We start from the raw sequence: 15,976 nt of genomic DNA on the forward strand, positions 1-15,976 counted from the left end.
ATGATGTATTTACTAGCTATAACCCATCAGACTATAAGAAAATTCTCTTTAGCCATGGGCTTCATCATTTTCCTGGCTGGCCATTGCTTTTCCCAGAACCCTAATTTTGAACTTTATATTCTCATTGGCCAATCGAACATGGCAGGGAGGGGAACCATAACACCCGAATTTCAAAAACAGGGCCACCCGAGGGTTTTTATGTTCACGAAGGATCATAAATGGCTACCTGCCAGAAACCCGCTGCACTTTGATAAGCCCAAAGCAGTTGGAGTAGGCCCCGGATTAGCCTTTGGAATAGACATGGCCAACGCAAATGCTAACGTTAAGATCGGCCTGATCCCATGTGCCGTTGGCGGAACTTCAATAGAAAGATGGAAGCCTGGAGCTTTTGATCAGTCTACCAGTACCCATCCCTATGATGATGCGCTACTTCGCATTAGGGAAGCCATGAAATATGGAGTTGTTAAGGGAGTACTCTGGCATCAAGGTGAAGCCAACAGCTCAGAGGAGAAAGCCAGGCTGTACCTGGCACAACTGGATACGCTTATAAAAGCAATTAGAAAAGAAGTAGGCAACCCAAACTTACCTTTTATTGTGGGCGAACTTGGCCGCTATAGAGCGCAATACGCGTTAATTAATGCCGAACTTGCTAAAGTACCGCAAAGCATACCATTTACAGGCCTGGTAACTTCTGAGGGCTTGGCGCATAAAGGAGATAGTACCCATTTCGATGGGCCTTCGGCAACTAACCTGGGGCACCGCTTTGCAAAAAAGATGATTGAAGTACAAAGCTGGCATAATAAACAATAGCTGCCTGGAACTATATTTGAATAGTACTGCGTGTTCTTGGGTTTTGCCCTTTGCCCGGAAGCTTATCATTCCTTTTGATTATCCTGTTTTAAAGGCCTAATAGCTAATCGTGGTCAGCATCTTTCCTGTTAAACGGCCTTGCTATAAAGACCCTGAAACAAGTTCAGGGTGACGACCGTTCATGCAGGACGCCAAATAACCCAAATTAAAGCAAATTATTAATCGAACTCAAGTTGATAACCTGAATTCGAGTAATATTTGAATCATAGTGAGTGTTTAAAGCCACTTTATCTCACGCGATCGTCATGCTGAATTTATTTCAGCATCTTTCCTGTTAAACCGCCTCGCTATAAAGCCCCTGAAACAAGTTCAGGGTGACGACCGTTCATGCAGGGCGCCAAATAACCCAAATTAAAGCAAATTATTAATCGAACTCAAGTTAATAACCTGATTTCGAGTAATATTTAAATCATAGTGAGTGTTTACAGCCGCTTTACCTCACGCGATCGTCATGCTGAATTTATTTCAGCATCTTTCCTGTTAAACCGCCTCGCTATAAAGCCCCTGAAACAAGTTCACGGTGACGACCGTTCATACAGGGCGCCAAATAACCCAAATTAAAGCAAATTATTAATCGAACTCAAGTTAATATACGAAAATTATGGCTTTTTGGATTGGAATATTCAGAGTTGTCAACTTTCTAGCAAAAGGCTATTAAAGTTGACAACTCTTTTCGGCAAAAATATAACTGACGCTTTTTTAACTGCTATAGGTTTTGCATGAGGGATAGTAGTGAAAATCCTTTTTACACACCTTTTTCAATAAGCATGAAAAAAGCACTTTGAAAAAAATTGTCTCGTCCTTTTCTCATAATAAGTTTTATATGGCTCTTCATACGTATGGTGCTGTCCTGGAAGCATCAGAAGTTCAAAATTTTTATCTGCCAGAATCAACGCATTAACCATACGCATCGTCGATGCCGGGTTCACATTTTCATCAGACTCTGCTGCAACAAGCAGCAAAGGTCCTTTGATGTTCTTTGCAAGGCTTTGATTTAAATCATAAGGTTTATCAAAACCCTGATAACTTTCTCCCCAGGTACGGTTGTATAAAGTATTGTCATGATTACCGGAAGATGCAACTGCAGCTTTATAAAAATCAGGATAAGTTGCCAATGCAGCTACAGCCATCATACCGCCACCAGAATGTCCATAAATACCAATCTTGTCCATGTCCATAAAAGCATACCGTTTGCCTAATTGTTCTAAACCATACTTATCATCCTCCAGCGCATAATCCCTGATATTCCCATACCCATACTTGTAATAAGCTGCATTGCGATAAGGCGAACCCCCACGGTGCCCCATCACCACCACCACAAAGCCATCCTGTGCCAGTTCGGTATTGTTGTAACGATCTATCAGCGTAAACTGTGTCCATACCGTTTCTGTGAAGGGGCCAGGATAAACCTGAGAGATCACCGGATACTTTTTATTCGGATCAAAATTGAAGGGTTTCCACATCAAACCATAGAGATCCGTAACACCGTCCTTTGCCTTCACCGTGAAAGGTTCAGCTGGTTTCCAACCGTAAGCGTAAAGCCTAGTCAGGTCCGGATCCAAAACCTCGAGCATTTTCTTGCCTTCATTGTCCCTCACCACAGCTTTAGGTTTTAGATCAATCCTTGAATAATTGTCGACAAAATACTGAAGGTCCGGAGACATAAATACCTGATGGGTTGCATTTTCGGGGCTTAATAACACCGGCTTTTTGCCCCCAAAATCTGTCTTATACAAAAAAGCATAATACGGATTCCGGTCTTTCTCCTTACCATAGCCATATAAATACAGCTCCTGCTTCAACGTATCTGTCGCCACGATTTTCCCGGCAGTCCAGTTGCCGCTGGTTATGGCACGTTGCAGCTGACCAGCACCGTTGTAAAGGTAATAATGCCCCCAACCTGACCGGTCAGACCACCAAATGATTTCTTTTCCCGCTTGAAGAATACTTACATTGAAAAGATCTTCATTAATAAATGGCTTACTCACCTCACGGATAATAGAACGGACTTTCCCGGTATGCAGGTTAACCGCACATAAATCCACCTCGTCACGGTTCCGCTTCCGGCGCAGGAGAAAAACTTCGTCCTTTAAGCCACTTGTCCTCACCACGGAAACTTCCTGATCGGGCCACAAGCCTATGTCTATTTTTTGCAAGCGCGGCTCCGCTACATCGCCAATAAAAAAATCATATTGCGCCACCTCTTTATCTCCGGGCAGTTCGTAAACATACGTATTTACATAAGGCCTGGGCGACATCAGTGAATTGGTCACCGTCATTGTTCCTACCTTTCTGTTATCCTTACGCAATACATAGAAATGCTTCGAATCAGGCAGCCAATACGCATCAGTGGGCGTATTGGTCTCTGCAAAGTTATCCGTTCCATTAATAGAAAAAGAGAAATTCTCCGCGCCATCAGTGGTCAATACCTTTTCTGTACTATCCGCTATTCTTTTCAGGTAAAGATTGTGGTGCCTCGCATATAATAACCATTGCTTATCAGGCGAAAGATCTCCAATATGGTATACAGGCGTCTCCAGCTTTGTTGCAGCGCGTTTATTTAGCTTTTTTGTCAGGTAATTATAATCATAGGTTTGATCATGATAACTGACTTCAACCGTCCGGCCATCAGCTGAAAAATTAGTCTGATACTGGATTTTCGATGCCTCTACTGGCTGTTTAAGTATACTGTACAGGCTTTTCTCAATATCCGCTTTGTCAAACAAGAGCTGCTTCGTTTTTCTGGCAGGGTCAACCAGGTAGTAGTTGCTGACTGACTGGTTTCCTCCCTCCGGAGGATTGTCGATCATCCAGAATTTCCCCGTGCCTTTGATAAAAAACGGAATCACCTGCATCGTCCCGACCTGTTTTAGCAAATTAGCGGGACTAAAATGCCCCGCCGTATCCACCAGCTTTTGTTGGGCAAAGGCCGGCAGACAGATGGAGACACTGCAGAGCGCAATAAATATATATTTCTTAAACCGGAACATATTTAGCTTAGTAATTCTCATACATTTTTGCAGTAGAAATGATAAAAGGGTCTTTCGAAGTACGGATGATCTTTTCGGAAATCTCTTTCATCCTTGGCAGCTTTTCACGTTTGGACACGCCATATCCCGACCAAAAATCATAAGCGATCCGCTGGTTTTGCGGACTGAAATCCTGAATGTGATCGGCCAGGATATTAGATACCTTCAGCCAGTTTTTTTCTCCCGCTGCTTCTGCCATGTTCATCATCAGGATCAACTGATCTTTGTCTTTTAAATTTGTTGCGATGAGCTGCTTGCGGTAATGAACAAATTCAGCTTTTACATAAGGAAATTCTTTAAAATAAAAACCGTTTAACGCATAACTGGCTACCTTTCTGAACATATCTCCCATTCGCTTTTCTACTGTATCCTTCCCATTGTGTTTCACAAAAGCCTTCCAGTTGCTTGCCAGGTAATCGAAGTTTTTGCTGTGTACATTAGACAGGTACATATCATACCGGTTGGCACCGAAAAGAAACCAGTTTTCGGGCATCACTTTCTCCTGGTCTGTAAGGCTGTTGAAATAAGTAGCAGCAATTTCCTTCGCGGGATTGATCTCCATCATATTGATTTTCTCTTTGATGTAATCCCTAATGAAGGCATGATCCCTGTTGCCTGCTGCATATTCCCGGTTCATCCTGGCTATTTTGTTTTCAGGATTCATCCCCTCTTTCACCTTTGATATGAATTCACCTGCATCCATTGCACCCACAAACTTATAAACCAGGTCACCGTTACCATTCAGGAGCAAAAACGAGGGAAACGCACCCACTTTATAGGTTTTCATAGCAGGAATACCATCTCCCTTTTCCATATCCAGGCCCACATTAACGAAATTCTGATTGAAAAAGTCCGCCACAGAATCAATTGTAAAAATGTTCTTCGCCATGTGTTTACACGGTACGCACCACTCGGTAAAGCAATCAACAAAAACCAATTTATTACTTGCCTTTGCTTTGGCCAGGGCCGACTGCAGACTTCCTTTTTCAAAAGTAATCGCTCTGTTTTGCGCATAGCCTGATGCACCTGTCAGGAACAAAAGGAATAGGAATAATCTTTTCATTTCTAGCTTTTCTTTTGGTTCATTTGTTTTTCAACTTTTTCTCCGAGCATCTGATAAAGCGCTTTCGCTTTTGGATCCTGGTGTTGTTCTGACAGTTCCTTAATATGTTTCATTGTCCTGACGAAATAAAAATGAATAACTTCACTCGAATCACTCAGGTCCGCAGCAAAATTGTTCTTTACTGTTGCATCAGCCAGGTCGAATATAAACTTGCTCTGCATCAGCTTAGTATGTTCATTCAATGGATTCACCGAATTGAAATCTTTGAACACATAATGATCCAGATCTTCAAAAAGATCAAGACTGGTATAGGCCTGATTCCCCATCGCATGCTCTGCTTTAATCAGATTGTTCAGTACTTCAGGACTAATTAATTTGCGCAATAAATCCTGCATGCTGTTTTGCATTTTGGTATCTTCAGATTCATTGTTCTCGAGGTTCATTCTTTCGTTCTGCATCCAGGAAGGGACCCCGCTGAAAAACCAGTTATTCAATAAGGCCATCGCCTTCTTCTGGTCTTTCTTAGTCGTATAAACTACAGGTACGTCATTATAATTCCGCAATACCGGGCGTAAGGATGTCCCTCCGATATAGCTCGCTACATGTTCTGTATACAGTTGGAAATTTTTCTGATAGTTAAAAGAAAGCAATTTGAATTTGCTCCAGTCTTCATCACCACCCTTCATCTCTGCAGAAGCTTTTTCCACTTGAGGATAATAGCGCATTAAGTTATTCATTGCGAGTTCTACAGCTTCCAGCTGATCAGCAGAAACATCGCCTCTACGGGTAAAGGGATCACTTTTATTTTCCTCCAGAAACATTAGTGCAACGTTGGAAGGTTTCAGGGAAGCCAGGCTTTTCTTTTCGGCATTGCGATCGGCAAATACGCGGTATGCCCAACCAATGGCCAGCTCATCATAAGCGGAAACCCTGGGCATTAAATCTGTTACCGCAACATCATCTTCAGGCTGAACCAGAAAGTTAAACTGTGTATCATCAGTTACAGATGAAGAGAAACTGTGCTGCTTTAACCAATTACCAGAACGGAGTTGAGCAGGCGTATAAGCCGCACTTCCATGCAGGTTAGGCACCATTCCTAAAACCTCTCCCATGGCCTGGGCAACTTTCCACCTCATGATTTCCCCACGCACTTCAGGGTTATACAAGTCTTTTAAAATCCTGGGGTCTTTCATACCGCATTTGGTATAATAAGAGGGCAGCAGATCATTCACCACCTGGTCTGAAATGCTCATCTTGGCCGTATAAATTTCCCCGGTGCGTGGGTCGCTCAGCAAATTTACCGGCACATCACTAGCGCCTCCTCCCCATTTGATCTGGATTTTTCCTGCAGATAGCCAGTTCTCATTCTCCCCTTTAGCAAGTACCAACACCTCCTTAAATCCAGCTTTTTCAAAGGCAGCGTTCCACTGGGCAATGCCTTGTTTTATATAAGGCAGAAATAAAGCCGGGGTATTCTTGTCAATATAAACTGTAATTGCCTTTGCCGGCGTAACCAATACACCCGCATTGTACTTTTGCTGGTCTGCCGGTCGTACATTAAGGTTCCATTTGGTAATTACCTTAACGTTTCTCACCCCGTATGGATACTTTCCAAAATCATTGTAGGCCACTGTAGCAAATCCTATTCTTGGATCAGACTCATGGACTTTCATTTTTGAGACAGGAAGGCGCTGAAGCCCCAGATTGAGTACAAAAGCTACAGCCTTATCTACGGCTTTGCTCCCATTTACGCTGTTTCCCGGAACAGTTTGCGTACGTAATACGGAAAATACCACACCTTCTCCCGAAGCTTTTACTTCCTGTACACCGGAGCGGGCAGGATCAGAACTACTCAAGTCACTAAAATCCTTGAAAGAAAATAAATTGCCACCTTCTATCAATTCACGGGTCAGCTCAATGATATAACTTTTCTTGTCTTTCCCTCTGGCCACTACCGGAATTACATAACTTACCGGAGTAAGGTTAGATTTTTGCACCAGCTCTTCAAAACCCTGATTGAAGTCGGCTGAGGTTTCTTCTTTATAGACTTCTTTAGTCACATTGAGCACATTTCCGTTTCCTACACCAAAACGGATTACGCCGGATGACTGGGCAATATTGTTGGCAAAACCACGGGCGATGTCGCCAATGACCAGAAGATCGGTATTTAACGTGCTGGCCGGGATCTCCAGGAAATAATTGGAACCATCCTGGTATACGGTAAATAAACCAGGCGTCACTTTCATCTGTTTTTTATAGAATTTTTCAAAAGGTGTTGGTTCATCCAGCGGGAGCGCCTTCGCCTGAAGGCTCAGCACTACTGCAAAAAGGATTGATAAGATATACTTCATTTCTATGTTTAATTATTTATACTAAATTATCTACTCAGGTAAGCTGCATCATTATCTTTGCGCCATATTTCAACCATGTCCGCTATCGCCATTAAATGGCTTTTAGAAATAAAGTCCTTTTGCTTTTCGGCTGCAGCCCTGCTTTGTTCTTCAATATGCAATACCATTTTATTCATGGTGAACCATACATCTTTGCTAAAAATTTCGCGGCCATCAACATTCATCAAAAGGCTGGTGATAAACTTGCGCTGAAACATGCGGTTATACCTGGAGATGGGCTGATCCAGATCTTTGAATACGATGTGCTCCAGGTCAGTTAAAAACTCAGCCGCCGGGTAAGTTGCAATGCCGGAAATATTCTCCATGTCAGCCATAGCGTAATATTTCCCCGCCAAACGCCCCATTAGCTCGCCATAAGTATCTTCTACATCTGTGTCGAAACTGAATCCGGTTTTGGCCATCACGTCCTCAGGATAGAGCCATTTGGGTTCAGTAAACATGAACTTAGACAGATAATCCATTGCTTCTTTCTGCTGCGCCCGGCTCACCGGAACATAGCTGGACTTCTGCTCCTCGCGTAATGGTTTATCATTAAAAACGCAGCCAATGTTTCTCACTACGTGTTGGAGATAATTGTAGTAGCGGCCTTCTACAGCTCTGTACATCGACCGCAACGTTCCATATCCATCATCAACAGAGCTCCACTGTTCGACGTTCGCCATGATCTTTTTCAGGTTCTCCACTCCAAGTGCATTTGCTTTCATATTGTTGTCACCAACATCCTCACTCTGTACCCTTGGATCAAACATATTAGCTTCGTCATAATAAAAATATTTGGCGTCTTTTCTTTTGTCAGAAACCCATTGCTTCAACTGATCTGCTATAGCACCGGCGTCTTTAGACCGCGGAAAATACCGATAACCCCATTCTATGGCATAATCATCGTAAACCCCAACCACTGGCAGCAAATCCTTCGGATCCATTTTGTCCTGAGGCTGGGCAGCGTAATTAAAACGCATATAGTCCATCACAGATGGCCCAAAACCATGCGCCCGTACGTAATCGCGGTTACGGATGCTATCTACTGAATAGGAAGAACTTCCTGCAAAATTATGACGCAATCCCAGCGTGTGTCCTACCTCATGGGTGATCACATTTCTCAGTAAAGTACCCATTAATGCGGTATTAACAGGGAACTTTCTCGCAGCGGGATCATTGGCTGCAGACATTGAAAAATACCAGCGTTGCAAGAGTTCCATGATGTTGTGGAACACGGCGATATGAGAGGTCAGAATTTCTCCAGAACGTGGGTCTACCACCTGTGGACCATACGCATTGGGAACCTCTGAAGGCTTGTAAGAAATGTAAGCATACCTTGCATCCTCCATACTGTAGTCAGGATCCTCTTCTTTCGTCGGCGATAGTTTACCTGTAATAGCATTCTTAAAGCCAATTTTTTCAAAGCTTTTTCTCCAGGCATTTACCCCATCAATAATGTATGGAACCAGAAAGGCCGGAGTATTCCTGTCGATATAAAAGACGATAGGCTTAGCTGGCTCTACCAGTTCCCCCTTCAGGTACTTTTCCAAATCCTCAGGTTTTGGTTCCACGCGCCACCTGTTGGCCATAACCGTGAACTCGCTTTTCTCAGGATCATCATAGTTCCTCAGCCCTGTAGAAAAGTACCCCACTCTGTTGTCAGCATACCGTTGTGCCATAGGTACCTCTGGCAGCAAAAACCAGGATGCACCAACCTCCCACATGGTGGGGTTCATCTCGGGTGCCTTTGGAGGCGCAGAAGTCGGATCAGAAGGCGGCATTTGGGGAGGATCACCTGCTGCATAACTTTTTACAGAACGGAATACCAGGTTATTATCGTAGGCACTTACGCCGAGAACCTTTGATTTCTCCGGCTCAAAAGCGCCGAGCTTCAATTCGGTTGCCGCTCCCTTTAAGGAAAACAGATCACTATCACCATTAAACAGATTAGTGACATCAATTAAGGAACTCGAATCGCCGGTAGCCACAATATCAAAAGCTACCAAGGCGGGTTTTAATTGTAACTTATAGCTGTTAAAATAGTAACTGGTTGTATCTGTAGCCTGAACAAAATCCGGATCCACAATGTTGATCTTGCCGTTTATCCCTTTGTTGAATCGAATGACCCGGTCGTTGATCGCATCGCCCGCGAAACCATAACGCATCGATGGATTTCGTTTACGCTGGGCAGAGCCTCTAATGATGCTGATACTGGTCAAGATGTCTCTTCCCAACAACCTGTCTGGTATCTCCAACAGGTATTTATCATCCTGAACATACACGTTGAACATGCCTTTTTGCATTTTCGCATCTGTCTTAATGAATTTTTTAATGGTTGTTACGTGCTGATCCTGTGCTTTTGATGCTGTGGAAAACAGCATCAAAAGCAGAATCGGAAAAATGAATTTCATAATTGTTTGTTTAATTGGTATCTTTTGTATCAGTTTGCTTGTGCTGCATTACCTATGAGTTGCAGGTCTACATTATAATTCTCTTTGAAGTAATTCCTTACCAGGTCATATCTTCGTTTGATTATGCCATTGGTATCCTTAGCCGGATTCAGTATTCCCGTAAAAGATGTATCCCAGCTATCAGGCAGCCTGTTCAGGTTGTCTTCGGAAAAGCTAACCATGGCTTGTATATAGAGGTACCAATCTGAAGTAGCAGTTGGTCCATTATAATAGGGTGTCAACATTCCTTTCGCGTAAGCATCGGCATCACTTGTAGGAGCGATGGTGTAATTTGCTGAACCTGAAAATGCAGTTGTAGGAGCTGTTTTTTTCGCTTCCGTAATGCTGTTGATCAAATTTAAGTTCACCTTAGCCAGATACAATTTTTTCTCCTCTGGGGTGATGGTTAAAACATTAGCATTCCCGTAGTTTATTAGTAAATTGTTATAGTTATACCAGGCAGCCACGGATCTTAGCCCCTTCACTACTGTAGCCGGACTAGTAGAAAAGTCAAAGTCATTATAAATAGAATCCACTTCACTGCACAGTAAGATCTTCGAAGGCAAAAATGCTTTCAGGAATTTTTCAGAATAAAAATTCAGGCACTGGCTTTCAAAAAGATCCAGCTGCTGGTTAATGAACGTCTGATCAGCGGCCTTCATTTCAAATCCGTCTGACCAATATTGCCCTTGCTTTATCGCATTTTTGTAGCCTGTCGGGGTCCAGTAAGCATCCTTTTCTGAAAATTGGTATAAAAAATAGGTGCCGTACTTCTTATAATAATTCAGAATTCTGGTATCATAATCATGATTACCCTGTGGCAGCGTATATCCTTCATTTCCTTCTGTTGGTAACAATGGAGCCTCCTTTTTACTGCAGCCAGACCAAATCACCGACAGTAAAAGCAGGCTTATGGCATATATCAAATATCTTTTCATGGTTCTCTTCGTTTTGGTTTGATTATCTTGGATTTTGAGCCAGACTGCCATTTTTCAATGTCGCGGTAAATGGAATAGGCAGGGCATAAATTAAACTACCTGAACGCAAGGTGTAGTCAGTCGTAGTACCGTCAGCATCAATGAAATGATGGGTAATGCTGAGTCCCCACCTTTTGATGTCCATCCAGCGGTGTCCGCTTTCCAAACAAAGCTCACGCCGGCGCTCATCCTGGCAGAATTTAAAAAGGTCATTTGCGTTGGTGTAGTTGACAGGTTCATAGGCGACATTTCGTGTATCATACCTACTGGCGCGCAAGGTATTCAGGTCTGCGTTTGCTTTCGCTGCCGAACTAACATCTCCATTTAGAAATTTCTTCGCATAAGCCTCCGCCCTATTGAGGTAGACTTCAGCAATTCTGATTCCATCAGTACCGTATTTAGGTATAGCGCCAATTTTCCCGTTGCCCATCAGATAACCCGTATTGTTGACTGATCCCATTCTGAAATATCCAAGATACCTCAGGTCTTTCCTGTCATCACTCGCTGTACTGGTTTCATAAAGTGCAGCAAGAGATCCGGCTACGGTATATGGCGGACGATCATTCCGTTGTTCCGGGAAATAACCATTTGGGGCATTTGGATTAATTCCGTACACCCATACTACCTCCGGACTTACCGTAACATCGTATATTTTTCCGCCTGAAAAACCACCTGCATCAAAAAATGATTTCATTTGCGTTAGAACAGGTCTTTCAGTCAGTACCAAATTTGCGTACTGAATTACTTTATCCATATCCTCCGCCCTTCCCATATAAAGATAGAGCCTGGTTAAAAGACTATAAGCAGCGATATGTCCGACACGAAAAGTCGAAGCTTCTGTAAAATTGGCTTTCAGTAAGCCTGCTGCCTCCAGCAGATCTTTTTCAATCTGTCCGTATACTTCTTTCAACGTATTCCGTACGGGGTATTTGTCAGTAACCACACTATTCAAGATCAAAGGAACGCCGAGGCTCACATTGGGATCAATGCCTGCACCACGATAAGGTTGTCCATATAACGTTACCAGTTTCAGATAATAGTAAGCACGTAAGAAAAGTACCTGCCCTAACAGCGCGTTCTTTTGCTCAGCTGAGCCGGAAACTTTCACGAGGTTGTCAATAACCGTATTACAACCTTTGATTTTAGTGTAGTAGATACTCCAGGAATCAGTACCCAAAGAAAGTATGGGGTCGCCATCGAACATCCTGGGATCCCATTTAAATACGCGTGTACCGTTCTGCAGGTAAGGAAGATAAACATCATCCGGATTCCCATCAAAGGTTCTTCCCAATCCATTCGATTGTATATCATCTGTCAGTAAATCAACATAGGTGTCGGTTACAATCTGATAGGGATAAGCTTCTCCATTCATCAGGGATTGCAGATCTGCAACCGTCTCTGGCTTAATTTCATCCGGGCTTCTTTCTTCCAGAAACTTTTTACAGGAGGAAAAAGTCAGGGTGCTGAGCAAAAGAAGCAATCCATATATCGTATATTTTATCATGTTTCTATGATTTAAGATTAAAAACTCACGTTAATATTTAGCGTATAAGCCCTTGTGCGTGGCTGCGCACCAGTTGCTACCTCGGCATCACGTCCTCTAAAACCTTTACTATTGACAGAAAAGATGTTGGAAGCACTTGCACCGGCGTTAATTGTTCTGCAACCTATTGCTTTAGCCAATTGATCTGGTAAAGAATAATTAACTGAAAGATTGTTCATACGCAACGTTGAGGCACTCACCACCCTATCACTGCTATAATTATACATTTCGTAAAGGGAAACATAACTACCTAAACTGTTTACATCTGAACTCGGTAATGAGATGACCGGCACCCTGCTATCTGGCAAGCCAGGTAATAAAGCACCAGTACTGCCCGGAACCCACCTGTTCAATAATTCTGCCGACAGATTCTCATACTCGGTAGGCAGCGTAGCAGAAAGCGGATATGCCGGAGACAGGAATTTCTTACCCCCAAGTTGCAGGTATATAGAAGTATTCAAACTCAACTTTTTGTAACGGAAATTCAGTCCCATACTCCCGGTAAAATCTGGATCCAGCTTCCCCATATACTTCATATATGCAGTCGGGTCAGCAGATGGATCTGTTCCTTCAGCCACATTCAGACCAATAATAGGATAGCCGTTACTTTGGTTAATTCCCTGAAAATCAAAAACCCAGAAGGCAGAGACAGGGTATCCCGCTTTCGTCAATGTGCCTCCGGCAGCGGTTTGCCAGCTCACATTCTGAATACCCGTCTTAGTTACTTTATTATAGTTCTTCGCTGAACTTAAGGACATAGAAAAAGTGAAATTCTTCGTGCGGACAGGTACGAAGCTCGTAGAAATCTCCCATCCATTGTTTCTCATTGATCCGCCATTTACCGGCATAGATGGGATTCCATATTCGGCAGGTACGTCTAATAAGGAAATCAAATCCTTTCCCCGTTTGTCGTAATAATCAAATGAAGCCTGAATTTTTCCATCAAAAAGGCTCATATCAGCTCCTGCATTGATACTGGAGTTTTTTTCCCACCTCAGATCTGCATAAGGCAATGAACTGATGGCCAGAATTTCCTCACCTGTTAACTCATCTACAGACGCTGTTTGTCTTCCACTTGGTATTTTGAGTATCAATTCCGGACTTACACTCGTCAGGATGTTACGCTGGTAACCATAAGAAAGCCTGAAACTGACATCAGACATCCAATAACTTTTTTCAAACCATTTTTCCCTGGCCATATTCCAGCGGAGCCCCCCAGCCCAAACCGGATTGAAGCTCTCATTACTGAATTGACCGAACCGGTTGGACGCGTCTGTACGAACGCTGAAACTAGCCACATACTTGTTGTCGTAGGAATAGCTTCCGGTAAGGTACAAGCCCATGGTATTTGTCGTCCTATCAATAATGCTGCGTCTTTCATTCTCCGTGAACAATACGTTTGGATTAGGAAATTGCGAACCGTAGGTCAGGGGTATTGGGGCGAAAGTGTTCCCCCTGCCTTTCATATAACCATAATTAGTAGAAGAGAAACCCACATACCTCGTACTATTCAGGTCCTGACCAAACATCGCAGAAATGGCATGCTTACTATTTAGTAAAGTATTGTACGAGATACTATTCCTCCAGCTCCAGTTCTCATTCCTATTGTTGTCTTCATTATATTCTCCACCCAGAGGCAATTTAGCGTTCAGGTAAGCAGCAGAATTTGGCTTCGCCGTTCCATATTCGAAAAACCTGAAATTCCGGGTGATGTATTCCGTTCGGTCAGTAGCGTACGAGGTACCCGTAGTACTGCTTGTATTGTAACTGAAAAGCGTTTGGAACTTCAGTCCTTTCAGGATATCGTAATTGGCATCAATACTCGTGTTTGCACTAAGTACCTTGGTGATCAAACCCGTTTGGTCGCGCTCATTAATCATATTGTACAAATAGCCACTTTTTGGGTTTTCATAAAAGAACGGACTTCCATCCTGATTATAGGCAGGAATTACCCTACTCGCAGTTGAAGCATATCCATAAGGATTCACCAGGTAAAAACCATTCGTGGTCTTTTGAGATCCTGAAAGCCTTGCCGAGATACTTAATTTAGGACCGACTTTGAAGCTCACACTCATATTACCAGTGTATCCTTTGCCATCATTTCCTATTGCAGTTCCATTAGTAGCATTATAGCCAAAGGAGCCATAATACCTTGTATCTGTATTGCCACCAGATACACTTAAGGCATGATTGGTGCTTAGTGGTTTCCTAAACAAAAGATCGAACCAATCGGTGTTCTGGGTTTCCATAGCATGCACCCTGGAATTAAACTCTTCATAACTAATACTTTTGCCCAAGTATTGTGACAGTGCACCGGCATAACCTATTTCAGAGTTCACATAAGCCCCTGTGAGTCCACGGTTGAAGATTTCTCTTGAAACATCGACCCTTTGACTGGAATTCATAAGTTCTAGGGTTTTATAATCTACGCGATCAGCTACATTTAAGCCAAATGAATAGCTGATGGTAGCTGGCGCATTTTGTCCTTTCTTGGTCGTGATTACGATTACTCCATTTGCCGCACGTACGCCATAAATAGCCGTTGCAGCAGCATCTTTTAGTACTGTAATGTCTTCAATATCGCTCGGGTTTAACCAGGAAATCGAATTTCCAACAAAGTCGCGGATGTAATCGAAATTGTCCTTGGTAATTGTACCGGCGCTATTCAACGCATCGGCTTTGAAGGGTAGCGGGTCTTCTTGTATCACGCCATCAACTACCCATACCGGCTCCTGCGTGCCCAAAAGTGTAGAAGTACCGCGAACCCTGGTTTTCTGACGTGCTCCGATCAGTCCGCTCGTATTGGTAACAACTACACCAGGTAGCTTGCCTTGAAGGGCCTGTTCTATAGTGGTAAAACCGTTCAGGTACAAATTTTTTGCATTTATTGAACTTGCTGCTCCGGTCATGGTGTTTTTCTGTAGGATCTGGTACCCGGTATTGACTACCACCTCCTGCAACTCCACAGTCTTCTCTTTCATCACGACATTGACGTTGGTTTTTCCGTTCAATTTCAACTCAAGGGTTTCCTTGGTAAGATAACTGAAAACAAGTGTTGCATCTTCATCCACGTTGGGCAGGATAAAGCTTCCGACCCGGTTGGTGCTGGTGGCCTTATCCGTACCCTTCACCCGCACCGTAACACCGGGCAGGACATTCCCGTAAGTGTCGGTTACCTGACCTGTCACTGTTATGGTATTGAAAAAAGCGGCGATCTTGTCTATTGCAGATCTTTCTTTTTCCTTCACAATGATGGTCTTTTCATTCAGGGTATATTCAAAAGGCTGGTCAGCAAAACAGAGCTTTAGCGTTTGGTCTATGGAGGCATTGCTCACGCGAATATTCACGGGATTTGCCTTCTTCATCAGTTTGATATCGAATACGAAATCGTAGCCGCTCTGCTTTCGTATCTCTATAAATACACGTTCGAGGGGTACGTTATTTTGGTTCAGTGTAATCCGTTGGGCGTAGGTAGCTGCGCTAACCTGCATAATGGCAGTGATTAATAATACGGTGGTTATGCGCATAATCAGCAGAAATTTATGTATCCAACCGGAATGCATACCGGTTCGTGTGGTATAAAATTTATACATTTGTTTGTGGTTTGTTCAGTTGATATGATTCAGAAATTTGTTGGCAAAGGCAGACCATATA

The 15,976-nt window shown here is 43.1% G+C and carries 8 protein-coding genes; 1 reads left to right on the forward strand and 7 read right to left on the reverse strand.

What is annotated here, in order from left to right:
- Positions 1-810, forward strand: a complete 810-nt coding sequence (locus ACUN24_RS18930; protein ID WP_445563918.1) for a sialate O-acetylesterase — start codon at positions 1-3, stop codon at positions 808-810.
- Positions 811-1,628: 818 nt separating this feature from the next.
- On the opposite strand, the gene ACUN24_RS18935 is transcribed toward ACUN24_RS18930, so the two are convergent.
- Genes ACUN24_RS18935 through ACUN24_RS18965 form a run of 7 tightly spaced genes read right to left on the reverse strand, consistent with a single transcriptional unit; the run spans position 1,629 to position 15,915 of the window.
- On the reverse strand, positions 1,629-3,881 hold the full coding sequence (locus ACUN24_RS18935; RefSeq protein ID WP_445563919.1) for a DPP IV N-terminal domain-containing protein: 2,253 nt from the start codon (positions 3,879-3,881) through the stop codon (positions 1,629-1,631).
- A complete protein-coding gene (locus ACUN24_RS18940) occupies positions 3,868-4,962 on the reverse strand; it encodes a thioredoxin family protein (protein WP_445563920.1) in 1,095 nt (364 codons plus the stop codon). The genes ACUN24_RS18935 and ACUN24_RS18940 overlap by 14 nt, the downstream gene beginning before the upstream one ends.
- A 2-nt stretch (positions 4,963-4,964) precedes the next feature.
- Positions 4,965-7,313, reverse strand: a complete 2,349-nt coding sequence (locus ACUN24_RS18945; protein WP_445563921.1) for a zinc-dependent metalloprotease — start codon at positions 7,311-7,313, stop codon at positions 4,965-4,967.
- 26 nt (positions 7,314-7,339) lie between these two features.
- On the reverse strand, positions 7,340-9,763 hold the full coding sequence (locus ACUN24_RS18950; protein WP_132396681.1) for a zinc-dependent metalloprotease: 2,424 nt from the start codon (positions 9,761-9,763) through the stop codon (positions 7,340-7,342).
- 29 nt (positions 9,764-9,792) lie between these two features.
- Positions 9,793-10,740 (reverse strand): hypothetical protein, encoded by a 948-nt coding sequence (locus ACUN24_RS18955; RefSeq protein WP_445563922.1) that lies wholly within the window; start codon positions 10,738-10,740, stop codon positions 9,793-9,795.
- A gap of 22 nt (positions 10,741-10,762) precedes the next feature.
- Positions 10,763-12,283 carry a RagB/SusD family nutrient uptake outer membrane protein gene (locus ACUN24_RS18960; protein WP_445563923.1) on the reverse strand — a complete coding sequence of 507 codons (1,521 nt, stop codon included), beginning with the start codon at positions 12,281-12,283 and terminating at the stop codon, positions 10,763-10,765.
- A 17-nt stretch (positions 12,284-12,300) separates the two neighbouring features.
- Positions 12,301-15,915, reverse strand: a complete 3,615-nt coding sequence (locus ACUN24_RS18965) for a SusC/RagA family TonB-linked outer membrane protein (protein WP_445563924.1) — start codon at positions 15,913-15,915, stop codon at positions 12,301-12,303.
- Positions 15,916-15,976: the final 61 nt, after the last annotated feature.

The organism is Pedobacter sp. WC2501, assembly GCF_052682415.1.